Genomic DNA, 14,348 nt, shown 5'->3' with positions numbered 1-14,348 from the left:
TAATAAAAATATTAATAAGAATATTTAATAAATTTTAGGAGTGATAGTATGCAGTGGATTTTAAAACACTATAATGAATTAACAGTTGATGAGTTTTATGAAATTGCCAAATCAAGATTTGAGGTTTTTACAGAAGAGCAAAAGGTCTATGAGCAGGACTTTGATGATAGAGATAAGGACTGCTATCACCTTTTTTTGTGGGACAAAGAAAGAGTTGTAGCATACTGTAGAATAATAAAAAAAGGCGTAGCCTATGAAGAAGTTTCTATAGGAAGGGTGTTAGTTGTTAATGATTATAGGAGAAGAGGCTTAGCGGAAGATATGATAAAGAGAGCTATAGAATTTGTAGGTAAGGAAATGAAGGAAAAAGCTATAACCCTTTCCGCTCAGCAATATATAGTACCACTGTATAGAAGCGTAGGTTTTGAGAAGGTATCTGAAGTTTATATGGAAGCAGGGATACCTCATGTAAAGATGAAAAAAAAGTGGTAGAGTATAGGGGTGAGTTCTAAAACGTGAAGCATTATACATTAATAACAGGAGCAACATCAGGAATTGGTTATGAATTAACCATGCTTTTTGGAAAAGATAATCATAATTTAATATTAGTAGGACGGGATAAAGAAAGATTAAAAAAAATTCAACAAAGACTTAATGAAGATTTTAACATAGATGTTATAATACTAAAAAAAGATTTAACTTTCGAGGATGATGTAGAAGAAATCATTAGTTTTGTAGAAAAAAACAACTTAATTGTAGATAATTTAATTAATAATGCCGGAGTTGGAAGTTTTGGATACTTCCATGAAGTAGATTCTAAAAAAGATTTAGATATGATTAAGGTTAATATATATGCTTTAACTAGATTGACAAAGTATTTTCTTCAAAAGATGATAGATAGAAATAATGGGGGAATTTTAAATGTGGCATCTACTGCTGCGTTTCAACCAGGACCTATAATGTCTGTTTACTATGCTACAAAAGCCTATGTACTTTCTCTAACTGAAGCAATACAAGAAGAAGTAAGGGAAAAGGGAATTAAAGTTACAGCTTTATGCCCTGGACCAGTTGCGACAGAGTTCCAGAGAAGAGCTAATGTTAAAAAATCAGAATTGACAAAGGGTTATATGATGGATGCTAAGATTGTAGCAAGAATAGGATATAAAGGATTTATGAATGGTAAAACTCTTATTATACCTGGTTTTAAAAATAAGATTTTAATTCAATCTCTTAGAGTTCTTCCTAGAAAATTTGTAAGAAAAATAATTAAAAGAGTTAATAACGGTTAGGAATTACATGATAGCTTTTAGATAGATACATTTGTTAATTTGGATATAATTCTGTAAAAAACTATTAAGAGGTAAGTTAATATCTAAATTTATCTAAGTATAAACTGATATTTTTTTAGGGAAATAATACGAATAATGGTGATAAAGGATGAGGTAATATCTATGATAAAGAAATTTGAAAAATATGTTCTTATTACTGATATGGATGGAACACTTATAGATAGTAAAGGTAATATTTCTGAAGAAAATATTAATGCTATAAGATATTTTGTAGAACAGGGTGGAAAGTTTACTATTGCTACAGGTAGGATGGTAGAATCCGCTAGGAGGTACGTGAAAGATCTTCCTGTAGAGCTTCCGGTCATATTATATAATGGTACAAAGATTTTTGATTTTATTAAAGAAGAGACTATTAATGAGTACTTTCTTGAGGATGAGATAAAGGAACTTATAAAAGAAATAAAGAAAAATCAAAGTTCTTTAGGAATAGAGATATATGCTGAAGAGAATGTTTATATATTTAATTCATGTAGATTTACTGAAAGATTCTCTAAAAAGGGTTATGAAGTTTTTTATAAGATTCCTAATGAGCTTTGGGAACGGAAGTGGACTAAGATATTAATTTTAGGTGAAGAAGAGGAAATGGATGTACTTGAGGAGCATTTTGAGGATTGTTATGGTAAAACAAACCTTATAAGAAGTGGAGAAAATTATTTAGAGATAATACCCAAAGGAACATCAAAAGGACATGCGATGGAGCATCTTTGTAAAAGTTTTAATCTAGACATTTCTAAGGTAATAGCAGTTGGAGATAATATGAATGATTTAGAACTTTTACTAAAAGCATCATATGGTTTCTGTGTAGAAAATGGCAACAAAAAATTAATGAATCAAGTTAAGTATAAAACTAAATGTAATGATAATCATGCTATAGCTCATGTAATTGAGTGGTTGGAAAAAAATATAGTAAAAGTATAAAAACTACAAATACTAACCCATAATTTAAATTAGGGATCAAAAAGACTCTGCTTTTTGCCCCCTAATTTTAGTAATGAAAAGCATCTAATGTATGTCTATTTTCTTTTTATAGGCTCCAGTATGCTTCTTTGGTAAAGTTATGCTCAATACTCCATTATTAAAGGCTGCTTTTATGTTAAATTCGTCTATATTATCCACATAAAAGCTCCTTCTAAATTCGCCATACAATCTTTCTTGTCTTATGAAATTATCCGTAGTGTTTTCACTTTCAGATTTTCGTACGGCCTTAATAGTTAAGTAGTTATTAGCATAATCAATATCTATACTACCTTTCTCAACTCCAGGCAGGTCTGCTTCTACAAGATAACTGTTGTCTGTTTCTTTCATATCAACTCTGAAGTCCGAACCATTTCTTATGCTGTCTGCAAAGTTTACGTCGAAAAAATTTCCAAATAAATCATCAAAGCTATGTGTTAACAGCCCATTTGAGCGTTTATTATAAGGAACTATTCTAAACATCCCAGTCTCCTCCTTCTTCACAAATCTTTGATGTTTATTTAAGATAAACAAGCTCAATTACTAATAAGTTTGGCAAGAGCCTAGGCTTTCAGCACTTTTGTCCAAATATTAGATTATCTATGAACTTGTTTATCAAGGATATACAAGTTTTCTTAATGTATTTAATGCTTTTTTTGTGAAGCTTTAGTTTAGTATAAACTTGCATACCCATTGTAAAAGTTGATCAACATCTTACACTATATATTGTGTTCTATATAACACAATATAAACTAGGAATTTATATATTCTAAGGGATAATGCTGGATTATAAATCACTATTTACTTGTATAATTTATATTAAAAATTGTTTGTTTTTAAAGATAAACCACTTCAATACCTAAACAATTTAGTTATTAAGTTATATGTATTTAGTTATTGTACGCTTGTTATTAGAGTGGTATAATTTGTTGATACTATCAACAAATTGAGGTGTTAAGTATGAATGAAATAGAAGCTATTAGAAAAGAATTAAGATTAATGATACGGGAATTAGGGTTACTTAGCCATAACTGTCTTAACTCAGGTATGACATTAGCTCAAGTTCATGTACTAAGTTATCTTAAGAAAAATGGAATAACTCCTTTTAGTGAACTATTGCAGCAATTAGGAACTGATAAAGCATCCCTAAGTAGAATTCTCAATAATTTAGCATCTAAATATTATGTTAAAGTAGAACAGTCAAATATTGATAAAAGAATGAAGTGCGTTGACATTCAACCGCTAGGTATACAGGCTATGGAAACAGCAGATCTTGAAGCCAACAAATTTATTAGTGAGATTTTCAACTCTTACGATGAAGATATATTAAGTTCTCTTATTGAATCTCTGAGAGCATTTCATATGCTTGCTTTAAAAAAGAATCTTAATAAAAATGATTCACGAATAATACTGGAAAGAATTCCATTAAATTGTTTGCAAGATGCTATTAAACTAGCAACTGAAGTTTTTACTTATGAGCAAAACATTCCTGAAGAATTAATGCCTATAAAGGAAGACTTAATGCCGATTTGGTGGTGTGCAAGAGTTGGAGAAGAGATTATTGGGATAGCTGCTAGTTGGATTGAAGAAAATGAATGGCATTGGGGAAGATTTGCAGTTGATAGAAGGTTGCGTGGCTTAGGCATAGGCAAGAAAATAGCCATGTTTTCAATAAATGAAACTTTTAATCTCGGTGCTGAAAAAATCTTTATAGAAGCCAAAGATATAACTGTAAAAATGTTAGAACAATTTGGATGTGAAGTTGTAGGAAAAGCTGTAGAGTTTTATGGGGAACCAGTTACTCCAATCATAATAGAAAAATCTTCTTTTATAAATACATATAAGAATATATATGTGAAAAATTTTGTATAAAAAGGTATTCTAAATTTAATTTTATTAAAGAAAAAAGGCTATTGAGTATAACCTTTCATAGCCCTTGAATAATCATTTACTACCTTAACAATGTCCTTAGCTGATAGTATTGTAGACATAACTGCAATTCCATGAGCACCATTTTTCATTACTTCATTACAGTTGGAAGGAAGTATACCTCCTAATGCAATTACGGGAGTAGACACTAAGGTTGTAAGTTCTTTTATAAAAGAAGGACCCTTCGGAGCAAGTCCTTCTTTACAGGTAGTAGGGAAGATATGAGAGGCTAAAAGATAGCTGCATCCCTTTCTATGTGCTTGCACACCTTCTGCAAGGGAATGAACAGACACCCCAATTTGCCCTTTAAAATCTTCCTTAAGATCCATAAAAATCTTAAAAGGAAGCTGAACTCCAAAGGCCCCAACTTTATTTGCTACCTCAATATTACTATTAATGAGTATTTTGGTGGAGCTGGGGATAGCAGCTTCTATACTTAAGTATAGTTCTTCGAGTTCTTTAGAACTTAAGTCTTTTTCTCTTAGAATTATCCTCTCAACTCCTGCTTTAGAGGCAGATTCTATAACTTTTTCTAGTTTTTCATCTCCGCAAATACTTCTATTAGTAATAAGGTAAATCATATTAATCCTCTCTTAAAAGGTTGATATCTTCACCGTTTAATATCTTTTTCATAGTTCTCATAGAACACATCTTTCCACACATAGTACAGCTATCCATATGGTGAGGAGTTGATGATTCTCTATATTTTCTTGGTTTTACAGGGTCTATAGCAAGGTCAAACATTGTTTCCCAATCAATGTCAGCTCTTGCTTTGCTCATTGCTTTATCCCATTCTTTAGCGCCTTTGATTCCTTTTGCTATATCAGCTGCATGAGCGGCAATCTTTGCTGCTACGATTCCTTCCTTCATATCTTCAAGGTCTGGTAATCTTAAGTGCTCTGCAGGTGTAACGTAGCAAAGGAAATCCGCACCGTAAGTTGCAGCTATAGCTCCACCTATAGCTGAAGTTATATGGTCATATCCAGGAGCAACATCTGTAACTAAAGGTCCTAAAACGTAGAAAGGGGCACCATGACAAAGTTTCTTTTGAAGTAACATGTTTGCTTCAATTTCATTTAGAGCCATATGGCCTGGTCCTTCTATTATAACTTGCACGTTTCTTTCCCATGCTCTTTTTGTAAGTTCTCCAAGAGTTATAAGTTCTTTAATTTGTAATGGATCAGTAGCATCTGCTGTAGAACCAGGTCTACCAGCATCACCTAATGATATAGTCATATCGTACTTTTCACAAATATCTAAAAGTCTATCATAATGCTCAAAGAATGGATTCTCAGCATTGTTAAGCTCCATCCATGCAAATAGAAGAGAACCGCCTCTTGAAACAATATGAGTTACTCTTTTATTTCTCTTAAAAGTTTCTATAGCCTCTCTATTTAATCCAGCATGAACAGTTATAAAATCTATACCATCTTCTCCATGCTTTTCAACTACTTTAAAGAATTCATCAACAGTAATATCTTTTAGCTCTTTATCATAAAAGCCAACAGCATCATACATTGGCACAGTACCGATCATAGCCGGAGACATTTCTACAATTCTTCTTCTCATACCTTCTGTTTTTCCATAGTTTGAAAGATCCATAATAGCTTCTGCTTTCATATCTAAAGCAACTCTTACTTTTTCAAGTTCCTTGTCAATATCACAACAGTCTTTTGATATACCTAAGTTTACATTGATTTTAGTTCTAAGACCTTGACCAACACCCTCTGCGCTTAAAGACTGATGGTTCTTGTTTGCAGGTATAGCAATTTTACCTTCAGCAACAAGTTCTCTTAATGCTTCAACATCCATATTTTCCTTTTCTGCAACTACTGTCATTTCTTTTGTTATAATACCTTTTCTAGCAGCATCCATTTGAGTTGTATAATTCATGTCAAATCCTCCTTAAAATCTTACCCAGTCCTTAAATATTGGCTGGTAACCTTTATTATTAAGCATTTCTTTTATTTCTTCAACAGAACGATCATCAGATATTTCAAATTGAGTAGAACCAGCGTTATCTTCTTCCAGAGAATGTCCACCTACAGCAACAGAAACTCCAGCACTCAGTTTGGTAACACCAAGAGGAATAAGATTTTCACGAAGTGCTCCATTTTCTCTTGTAGAGAGGTTTATTCCTGAATTAGGAGAAAGTAATCTATAAGCTAAAATTACTTGCACAAGGTTTCTATCACTTACATCATGTATATCTTTGAACTCTCCTCCAAAAGGACGAATTCTAGGTGTGGAGTAAGTTATATCAACATCAGGGTATTTATCCCTTAGATATTTTCCATGCATCCCAGTAAAAAATGCCTCGCTTCTAAATTTATTAAGACCTAGAAGAGCACCTATAGATACAGTTCTCATACCAGCTTTTGCACCTCTTTCTGGTGCATCTAATCTGAACTTATAGTCCTTTTTTCCACCACTTATATGAACTTTATCATAAATTTCTTCGTCATATACTTCTTGATAGACAGTTAATCCGTCTACCCCTTCATTAATAAGAGTCTTATAGTCTTCCTCGCTTAGTGGATTTACCTCTATGCCAATAGAAGGGAAATGATCTCTTAGAATTCTTACAGAATTTATTAAGTAATCTGTGGGAGTGTGATATTCACTTTCTCCTGTTAAAATTAGAAGATGCTTAAAGCCCATTTCTGATATAGATTTTCCTTCTTCATATATTTCCTTATCTGTAAGTTTTTTTCTATGAATTTTATTTTTTATACCATAGCCACAGTAGATACAGTTATTTGAACAATAGTTTGAAAGGTACATAGGAGTATAAAGTAATATAGTTCTTCCAAAGTATTGTTCTGTAAGCTTATTTGCTCTTTGAGCCATTTCTTCTAAAGTATTCTCAGCAGCAGGAGAGAGAAGATTCAATAAATCTTCATATGTAGGATTATCTGAGTAAATACTTTTCCTAACATCTTCTAAGGTAACTTTTTTAAAGTATCCATCGAAATCAAAGTCTTTAAACTTTTTAATAAAGTTGTAAAAACTCATTTTACTCACCAGCCTTTAAAAATCCAGTTAAAGGAGATGATGCATTAGCTGCTTCAGATACAGCGCCAAGTTTTGAAACGTAAGCAAGTCTACCACCCTCTACAGCCATTCTGAAGGCCTTTGCCATTCCTACAGGATCTTTTGAAGAAGCAATAGCTGTATTTACAAGTACAGCAGCAGCACCCATTTCCATTGCTTCCATAGCATGAGAAGGTCTACCAATGCCAGCATCTACGATTATTGGAGCATTTATATCCTCAATCATTATTTTTATAAGCTCTTTAGTTTTTAGTCCTCTATTACTTCCAATAGGTGCACCTAAAGGCATAACTGCAGCTGCACCAGCCTCTACAAGTCTTTTTCCTGTATAAAGGTCAGGACTCATATAAGGAAGGACAACAAAGCCTTCCTTCGCCAGAATTTCAGTAGCCTTTAATGTTTCTTGATTATCTGGAAGAAGGTACTTGGAATCAGAAATTACTTCTATCTTTACCCAGTTTCCACATCCCATAGCTCTTGCAAGTCTTGCTATTCTCACAGCCTCTTCAGCAGTTCTTGCCCCAGAGGTATTTGGAAGAAGTATTGTATTTTTTGGTACATGTTCTAATATGTTCTCTTGTGGGTTATCAAAGTCTACTCTTCTAACAGCTAAAGTAATAACTTGTGAACCAGATTCTTTTAAAATTTCTGGTATTAATTTATTTGAACTATATTTTCCTGAACCAACAAAAATACGAGAGTTTAAGGTGATTCCTCCAATTTTAAATTCATCCATGTTTTTGCCCCCTTTTCATATTTGAAACTTTAATATTAAATACTAAAAATTATGGTTCTAATTCATTACATAAGATTCTTACTACTGTATTTGCCATATGATTAGCTACTATTCCCACTCTTGGTGCCATAAGTCCATTTCCTATCTTAGCTTCATTTTCTTCATCTCCACAAAGGAAGAACCTTCTGCTAACTCGTCTACTTTTAATTAGGTTTGAAGAAAAATATCCTGCCATACCAGAGCCGGCTACAAAAAACTTTTCTGGACACTTTATAAGTATTGTATTAGCGAGTATTGCCTTATTTTCGGCTTTATCAAAAGCCTCAACTACTACAGAAGTCTCCTTGAATATCTCTTCAATATTTTCTTCATTTAAGAACACTTTATGAGTTTCAATCTCTATAAATGGATTAATTTTACTTATAAGCTCTTTTAGTGCATCTACTTTATACATGCCTATATGTTCAACGAAGTATTGCTGCCTATTAAGATTTGAAGGTTCTACTACATCAAAGTCTACTAAAATAAGTTTTCCAACACCTACTCTAGCTAATGAGATAGCAATATTTGAACCTAATCCACCAACACCAGCAATTCCTACTATCGCTTTTTTCATAGCTTCAAATACTCCTGGAGTATGTCTTGCTATCATAAGACTTTCTAGTTCATCCTTTGAAGGAACTTCTCCTCTTTTTATTACGGTTACCCTATCTCCATCCTTAAGATTTACATCCTTTTGTGTAGGAAATCCATTGTAGATAACTAAGTCACCGTCAGGTTTATATTTTTCTTTAATCATAAATGCACTTTCATCTTCTTGTAAAAAAAGTTCCTTTTCATTAAAAAGTATTCTCATTTTTAACCTCCGCCTACAAAGCTTATAACTTCAAGAGAATCATTTTGCTTAAGAATAAAATTTCCGTATTGTTCTTTAGGTATAATTTCAAAGTTTACTTCGACCACAACTTTTTCTTCATTAAGATTAAATTCCTTAAGAACTTCTTTTATAGTGATGTCTTTAAATTGATATTCTTTACCATTGATTATCATGATGTATTCTCCTTTCTATTATTATTTTGGAATATTAATTTTTAATATTTATTAAATAATAGCATTGATAAGGCTAAGTAATATTAGTTATCGTTAATATAGAATTGTTTATATATGACTTATTAGATAAAAGAAAAAAGGCTTGCGTAGAGCAAGCCTTTTTATAGCAATATATAAATGTATATATATAGCGTTTTAAAGCTGGTTGCTTCCCTACGGTGGTTTTAACCACATCAGGTTCATAGGGTTAGAGCAGAATAGCTCCTCTCAGCCAAATGGCACCCCTAGCAAAAATTATTTAATTTTCCAATATGTTTATTATACAGCAATAATATCATAATTACAAATTTTATTGAAACTTATAAACTTTCTTAATAGCGCTTTTAACGTCCCAAGTACAACTTAAGCCAGCAGGAAAGGTTACAATCATTCCAGGTTTTAAGGTTACTCTTTCTTCATCAGTAGTCACCACTACTTCACCTTCAAAGATATAGCAGATTTCAGTATCATCATAATACCAAGGAAAGCTACTAATCTCACATTTCCATTCAGACCAGCTATCTATTCCATATTCCTTCTTTGCATCTTCAAGAGATATATTCTTAATCCAAATCTTGCTCATAAAAAGGCTCCTTTCACCTAGTGGTTATATATTTATTATACCTACTAAACGTAGGAATATTAATATAATCTTTACTGATTTTGATTTGAATCACATAATTATTTGAGATAAGTACCTATAATAAGGTTGTAGTAATGATTGATAAATAACTTTATTGGGGGTATTGAGATGAATAAAATAGATAATTTAGTAAAGATACTTGATAGATTAAATAAAGGGGAACCAACACAAGAGGTTAGAAAACAAGCTTTAGAGTTAGTGCAAGATATTTCTCCACTAGAACTTTCGATGGCTGAGCAAAAGCTTATAGAGAATGGATTACATCCAGAGGACTTAAGAAATCTATGTGATATACACATGGAGGTTTTAAAGGGAGAACTTGAAAAGTTAAAGTCGAGAGTAAAGTCTGGTCATGTTCTTGATACAATGATAAAAGAACATGAGGAAATATTAAAGTTCTTAACTAAACTAGAAGAGTTAAATGTTAGAATTCAGAAAATGAATAAATATGATGAAAGTGCAGAAGAATTTAATAAACTTATATATGTTATAGATAACATTATACAAGCTGAAAACCACCATCAGAGAGAAGAAAGAGTTTTATTTGCTGAGCTTGAAAAGAGAAACATTACAGGGCCTACTAGAATCATGAGAATGGAGCATGAGGACTTAAGATCTAGAAAACATTCAATTAAGGAACTTGCCTCAAAGGTAAAGAAAATGGATTTTAGTGATTTTAAAGAACAGTTAAATGATGCTGCAAAATATGTAGTGTTTAATTTAAGAGACCACATATTTAAGGAGAATCATATACTATATCCTACTGCTATAGATTCAATTACAGAAGGTGACCTATGGGATGAAATGAAGGTTAAATGTGATGAAATTGGATACTGTCCATTTACTCCATAAATATAATTATGAAAGGTATCCTTTAAGTTCTATAGTGTAATTTATATTAATTCATGTTTAGTCAAAATTTAATATCATTTTTGTAAAATAAAAATAATGTTATTAAGTAAACAAGGAGATTAATATGAAATTGAGTAAGGAGTTCTTTTCAGAAGATGCAATAGAAGTATCAAAGAAACTATTAGGTAAGATACTTGTCCGTAAAATCAATGGAACAAAACTTAAGGGAAGGATTGTTGAAACAGAAGCCTATATTGGTGCAATAGATAAAGCTAGTCATGCTTATGGGGGAAGAAAAACACCCAGGGTTCAACCACTTTATGGACCACCTGGAATAGCATATGTTTTTTCTATATATGGAATGTATAATTGTTTTAATGTTATAACTAAAGAAGAGGGAGATGCTCAAGGGGTGCTTATAAGGGCAGTAGAACCATTAGAAGGATTAGATGAAATGGCTAAAAGTAGGTTTAAAAAAGATATTGGAGAACTTACAAAAGCTCAATTGAAGTCTTTAACCAATGGCCCTGGTAAACTCTGCATAGCATTTTCTATTACAAAAGAAAATAATTGGGATGATATGACTTCTGATGAAGAGTTATATTTAGAAGAACCATCTTCGAAATATACACTTGAAACGATTGAAATGGTAGAGACTACAAGAATAGGAATAGATTATGCAGAGGAAGCAATTCATTTTCCCTGGAGATTTTATATTAAGGGAAACCATTGGGTATCAAAAAAGTAGCAATTGATTTTTTATAATAAATCTTTGACTATATTAAGAGATAGTAGGTACTAAAAAAGGTAGTTATTTATTATTATAAAGTTTTAGGTTATATATATTATTTTTAGGAACTAAACCTCCCATAAGGGAGGTTTAGTTAAATTTTTATTATTAAGTATTTTTAATAACAAATAAAGCTATCAATTCGTCTTAAATCTACTCCAAAGTAAACCCATCTCCAGCCCAACCATCTCCAGCCTGAAATTGAGCGTCTATCAATACGAGTAGGGTATGCCCAATAAGATCGACCATTCCTCTGCCATATATAAGTGAACTTATAAAGACATGGTCTTATAGAGCCGGGGCTAACAAATTGAGGTGAAGGACCTTGACCTGGATAACCTGGACTTGGATAACCTGGATAAGCTTGTGTTGTTAAAGTTTTTACATTTTTATCAGTTTTAGATGGTAGAAAAGAGGGTGGAGGAGCTACAGGTGGTATATTTGCTTGTGGAGGTGGTGGAAGTTGTCTTCCTTGAAATGCTCTATCTTCTGCTGGGTTCTCATAAATGGGTGCGTAGGTATAATTTAAGTCAACTTCATATTCACCTACTTCGTCTATATCTTCTCCGTCATTAAAAAATCTAAACTGACTATTGGGATAGAAAAAATTATCATTGTATTCTTCAAAAAATAGCATAAAAGATCTCCTATAAAATTTATCTCTTTATAAGAATATGAAGTTTATATTGTTTAAGTTACAATAAAAGTGATGAATATTATTATAAACAATAGTATTTATCCAATTAAACTTATAGAAAATACAAGTATTGTATATTTATACAGTTATCATGAAAATTAAATTTTCTTGGTAAGGAATAAAATTGATACTATTTTTAAAAGGTTAAGTTATGCATTAAATTTATTTATATCTTACTAAAGAAAAAACCAAAAAACATGCTTTTTATAGTTATTTTAATATATATGCATTGACAAAAGCTTAATGATAGATAATAATATAGGAGACTTCAATAGGACACATATAAAAAAGGATAAAATGTTAAGCCAGTTATTCATTTAAAGCTTCTCCAATAGACTCAGTAGAAAAGAAGCGAAGTAATTCTTAAAGTTATAGAGGTTGCTTAAGATATACTTTCTGTACTAAAAGATGCAATAGCTGTTTAGATTGAGGAATTAAGTGCTGACAACATGAAGAAAAGTGAATAACTATTTCTTAAGATTAGAAAAAACAGGCTGAACAAAACAGATAGGTAAAGGTATAATGTAATGTTGTAATGATTAAAGATTACCCATAAAAGGATAATCTTTAATCATTTTTTTTGGTTTTTAAAGAGTATATGAAAAAAATTAAAAAATTAAGGCTCTATGCCTGAAAATACATAGAGGTGTTTTATTTAGCAAAACCTTTATCTAAATATTTCAAGTATTAGTCTGTATTAATCACTTGACACATTTTACTGTATAAACTAGAATAGGATATAAGAAAACAACAAAATAATAGAAAATAAAAATACACTTTAAATTGGTCCCGTGAGGCCAGAAAGGGGTATGTACTATGGCGTATTTTTTTTGTCATGTGAAAAATTCTATAGCTTTGTTTAGTAAAAATTCTGTTGGTACATACGTAGGGCATTCAGGGGATTAATATAATTAATAGTTAATCTTCTAATGCCCTTTTATTTTGTAAAAAATTGCATTAATTGTAAGTAAAAAATATAATTTAAGAATTGACGTATAAATATACAGTGTGGTTTAATAATTATACATTGGAGTTTAATATTTATAGTTTTTACTTATCATATATATAATTACTAAAAAATCAGCAGGAACCTCTTGTTTAGTATAAAGTGTATTTTTTCTAAAGGAATTTAAGGAGGACTAAAATGAAAGCAAAGCTTATACTTGAAAATGGAATGATATTTGAAGGCAAGGCCTTTGGGTACTTAAAAGAAAGTGTTGGAGAAGTCGTATTTAATACAGGAATGACTGGATATCAAGAAGTAATGACAGATCCATCTTATTACGGACAGATTGTAACAATGACTTATCCTTTAATAGGTAACTACGGCGTGAACCTTGAAGATGGAGAATCAAATTCACCAAAGGTTAAGGGTTTTATTGTAAGAGAAAAGTGCGATCATCCAAGTAATTTTAGATGTGAATTAGAATTAGATACATATTTAAAGCAAAATAAGATTATAGGATTAGAAGGAATAGATACAAGAGCTTTAACTAAGATATTAAGAAATAATGGAGTGATGAGGGGTATCATTACTCTTGAAGATATTTTACATGAAGATGCAGATAAAAAGATAAGTTCTTTCTCAACTAAAGAAGCTGTTTTAGAGGTAACTACAAGAGAAAAATATGAAATTGCAGGAGAAGGAAAGCATGTAGCGATTATGGACTTTGGAATAAAGCAAAATATTATTAGAGGCTTTATGGAAAGAGGATGCAGAATTACAGTATTCCCAGCTACTGCTTCAGCGGAAGAAGTTTTAAGTGTAAATCCAGACTTAGTATTCTTATCAAATGGACCAGGAGATCCAGAACATTTAACTGGTTCAATAGAAAATATTAAGAAGATGGTAGGAGAGAAACCAATGGTTGGAATTTGCCTAGGTCATCAACTTTTAGCTTTAAGCCTTGGTGGAAAGACAAAGAAGCTTAAGTTTGGTCATAGAGGATGCAACCACCCTGTTAAGGACTTAGTAAATAATAGAGTGCACATCACTTCTCAAAATCATGGATATTATGTAGATGTGTTACCTGAAGATATGGTTGAAACTCATGTTAGTTTGAATGATGGAACAAATGAAGGAATGAGACATAAATCACTTTCAATATTCTCAGTTCAGTTCCATCCAGAAGCATGCCCAGGTCCTAAGGATAGTGAATATATATTTGATGAATTTATGAAATATGCACTATAAGATACATAAATAAAGTATGTACATAATTGACTTATTTTAAGCGTTGATTACAGTGAGATGC

16 protein-coding genes and 1 riboswitch are annotated in these 14,348 nt (G+C 31.5%); of the genes, 7 read left to right on the top strand and 9 right to left on the bottom strand.

The genetic code is table 11. The annotated features are described in order from the left end of the window. Positions 1–48 precede the first annotated feature (48 nt). The 3 genes from CPJCM30710_RS07875 (at position 49) to CPJCM30710_RS07865 (ending at position 2,267) form a co-directional block, all read left to right on the top strand. Positions 49–492, top strand: a complete 444-nt coding sequence (locus CPJCM30710_RS07875) for a GNAT family N-acetyltransferase (RefSeq protein ID WP_212903629.1) — start codon at positions 49–51, stop codon at positions 490–492. Positions 493–515: 23 nt separating this feature from the next. Continuing rightward, positions 516–1,289: an SDR family NAD(P)-dependent oxidoreductase gene (locus CPJCM30710_RS07870; protein ID WP_212903628.1), complete on the top strand. Its 774-nt coding sequence runs from the start codon at positions 516–518 to the stop codon at positions 1,287–1,289. 162 nt (positions 1,290–1,451) lie between these two features. Continuing rightward, positions 1,452–2,267, top strand: a complete 816-nt coding sequence (locus CPJCM30710_RS07865; RefSeq protein ID WP_212903627.1) for an HAD family hydrolase — start codon at positions 1,452–1,454, stop codon at positions 2,265–2,267. Positions 2,268–2,351: 84 nt separating this feature from the next. On the opposite strand, the gene CPJCM30710_RS07860 is transcribed toward CPJCM30710_RS07865, so the two are convergent. Then, entirely contained in the window at positions 2,352–2,786 is a 435-nt protein-coding gene (locus tag CPJCM30710_RS07860) for an Hsp20/alpha crystallin family protein (protein WP_212903626.1), read from the bottom strand. Between the two features lie 477 nt (positions 2,787–3,263). Between CPJCM30710_RS07860 and CPJCM30710_RS07855 the strand changes: the two genes are divergently transcribed. Further along, entirely contained in the window at positions 3,264–4,175 is a 912-nt protein-coding gene (locus tag CPJCM30710_RS07855; RefSeq protein ID WP_212903625.1) for a bifunctional helix-turn-helix transcriptional regulator/GNAT family N-acetyltransferase, read from the top strand. A gap of 38 nt (positions 4,176–4,213) precedes the next feature. Here CPJCM30710_RS07855 and CPJCM30710_RS07850 read toward each other — a convergent pair whose 3' ends face one another. The 7 genes from CPJCM30710_RS07850 to CPJCM30710_RS07820 form a co-directional block, all read right to left on the bottom strand. Further along, the gene (locus CPJCM30710_RS07850; protein WP_212903624.1) at positions 4,214–4,813 is read right to left on the bottom strand and encodes a thiamine phosphate synthase; all 600 of its coding nucleotides are present in this window, start codon (positions 4,811–4,813) and stop codon (positions 4,214–4,216) included. A gap of 1 nt (position 4,814) precedes the next feature. Beyond that, entirely contained in the window at positions 4,815–6,125 is a 1,311-nt protein-coding gene (thiC, locus tag CPJCM30710_RS07845) for a phosphomethylpyrimidine synthase ThiC (RefSeq protein ID WP_212903623.1), read from the bottom strand. Positions 6,126–6,137: 12 nt separating this feature from the next. Next, positions 6,138–7,247, bottom strand: coding sequence for a 2-iminoacetate synthase ThiH (thiH, locus tag CPJCM30710_RS07840; protein ID WP_212903622.1), 1,110 nt, complete (start codon positions 7,245–7,247; stop codon positions 6,138–6,140). A gap of 1 nt (position 7,248) precedes the next feature. After that, on the bottom strand, positions 7,249–8,022 hold the full coding sequence (locus CPJCM30710_RS07835) for a thiazole synthase (RefSeq protein ID WP_212903621.1): 774 nt from the start codon (positions 8,020–8,022) through the stop codon (positions 7,249–7,251). Between the two features lie 49 nt (positions 8,023–8,071). After that, a complete protein-coding gene (thiF, locus tag CPJCM30710_RS07830; protein ID WP_212903620.1) occupies positions 8,072–8,878 on the bottom strand; it encodes a sulfur carrier protein ThiS adenylyltransferase ThiF in 807 nt (268 codons plus the stop codon). Positions 8,879–8,880: 2 nt separating this feature from the next. After that, positions 8,881–9,072 (bottom strand): sulfur carrier protein ThiS, encoded by a 192-nt coding sequence (thiS, locus tag CPJCM30710_RS07825; protein WP_212903619.1) that lies wholly within the window; start codon positions 9,070–9,072, stop codon positions 8,881–8,883. 193 nt (positions 9,073–9,265) lie between these two features. Next, a riboswitch (TPP riboswitch) is annotated at positions 9,266–9,368 on the bottom strand. 53 nt (positions 9,369–9,421) lie between these two features. Then, the gene (locus tag CPJCM30710_RS07820; RefSeq protein ID WP_212903618.1) at positions 9,422–9,694 is read right to left on the bottom strand and encodes a cupin domain-containing protein; all 273 of its coding nucleotides are present in this window, start codon (positions 9,692–9,694) and stop codon (positions 9,422–9,424) included. Between the two features lie 162 nt (positions 9,695–9,856). Between CPJCM30710_RS07820 and CPJCM30710_RS07815 the strand changes: the two genes are divergently transcribed. Continuing rightward, positions 9,857–10,606 carry a DUF438 domain-containing protein gene (locus CPJCM30710_RS07815; protein ID WP_212903697.1) on the top strand — a complete coding sequence of 250 codons (750 nt, stop codon included), beginning with the start codon at positions 9,857–9,859 and terminating at the stop codon, positions 10,604–10,606. Positions 10,607–10,730: 124 nt separating this feature from the next. After that, positions 10,731–11,354 (top strand): DNA-3-methyladenine glycosylase, encoded by a 624-nt coding sequence (locus CPJCM30710_RS07810; RefSeq protein ID WP_212903617.1) that lies wholly within the window; start codon positions 10,731–10,733, stop codon positions 11,352–11,354. A 160-nt stretch (positions 11,355–11,514) separates the two neighbouring features. On the opposite strand, the gene CPJCM30710_RS07805 is transcribed toward CPJCM30710_RS07810, so the two are convergent. Continuing rightward, positions 11,515–12,033, bottom strand: coding sequence for a hypothetical protein (locus CPJCM30710_RS07805; protein WP_212903616.1), 519 nt, complete (start codon positions 12,031–12,033; stop codon positions 11,515–11,517). Between the two features lie 1,204 nt (positions 12,034–13,237). Between CPJCM30710_RS07805 and carA the strand changes: the two genes are divergently transcribed. Further along, complete coding sequence (carA, locus tag CPJCM30710_RS07800) at positions 13,238–14,287, top strand: glutamine-hydrolyzing carbamoyl-phosphate synthase small subunit (protein WP_212903615.1); 1,050 nt, start codon at positions 13,238–13,240, stop codon at positions 14,285–14,287. The last annotated feature ends 61 nt before the right edge of the window (positions 14,288–14,348 follow it).

The sequence above is a fragment of the Clostridium polyendosporum genome (genome assembly GCF_018332455.1).
GTDB lineage: Bacteria > Bacillota > Clostridia > Clostridiales > Clostridiaceae > Clostridium_AY > Clostridium_AY polyendosporum.
This window is presented reverse-complemented; position numbering and strand designations above follow the sequence as displayed.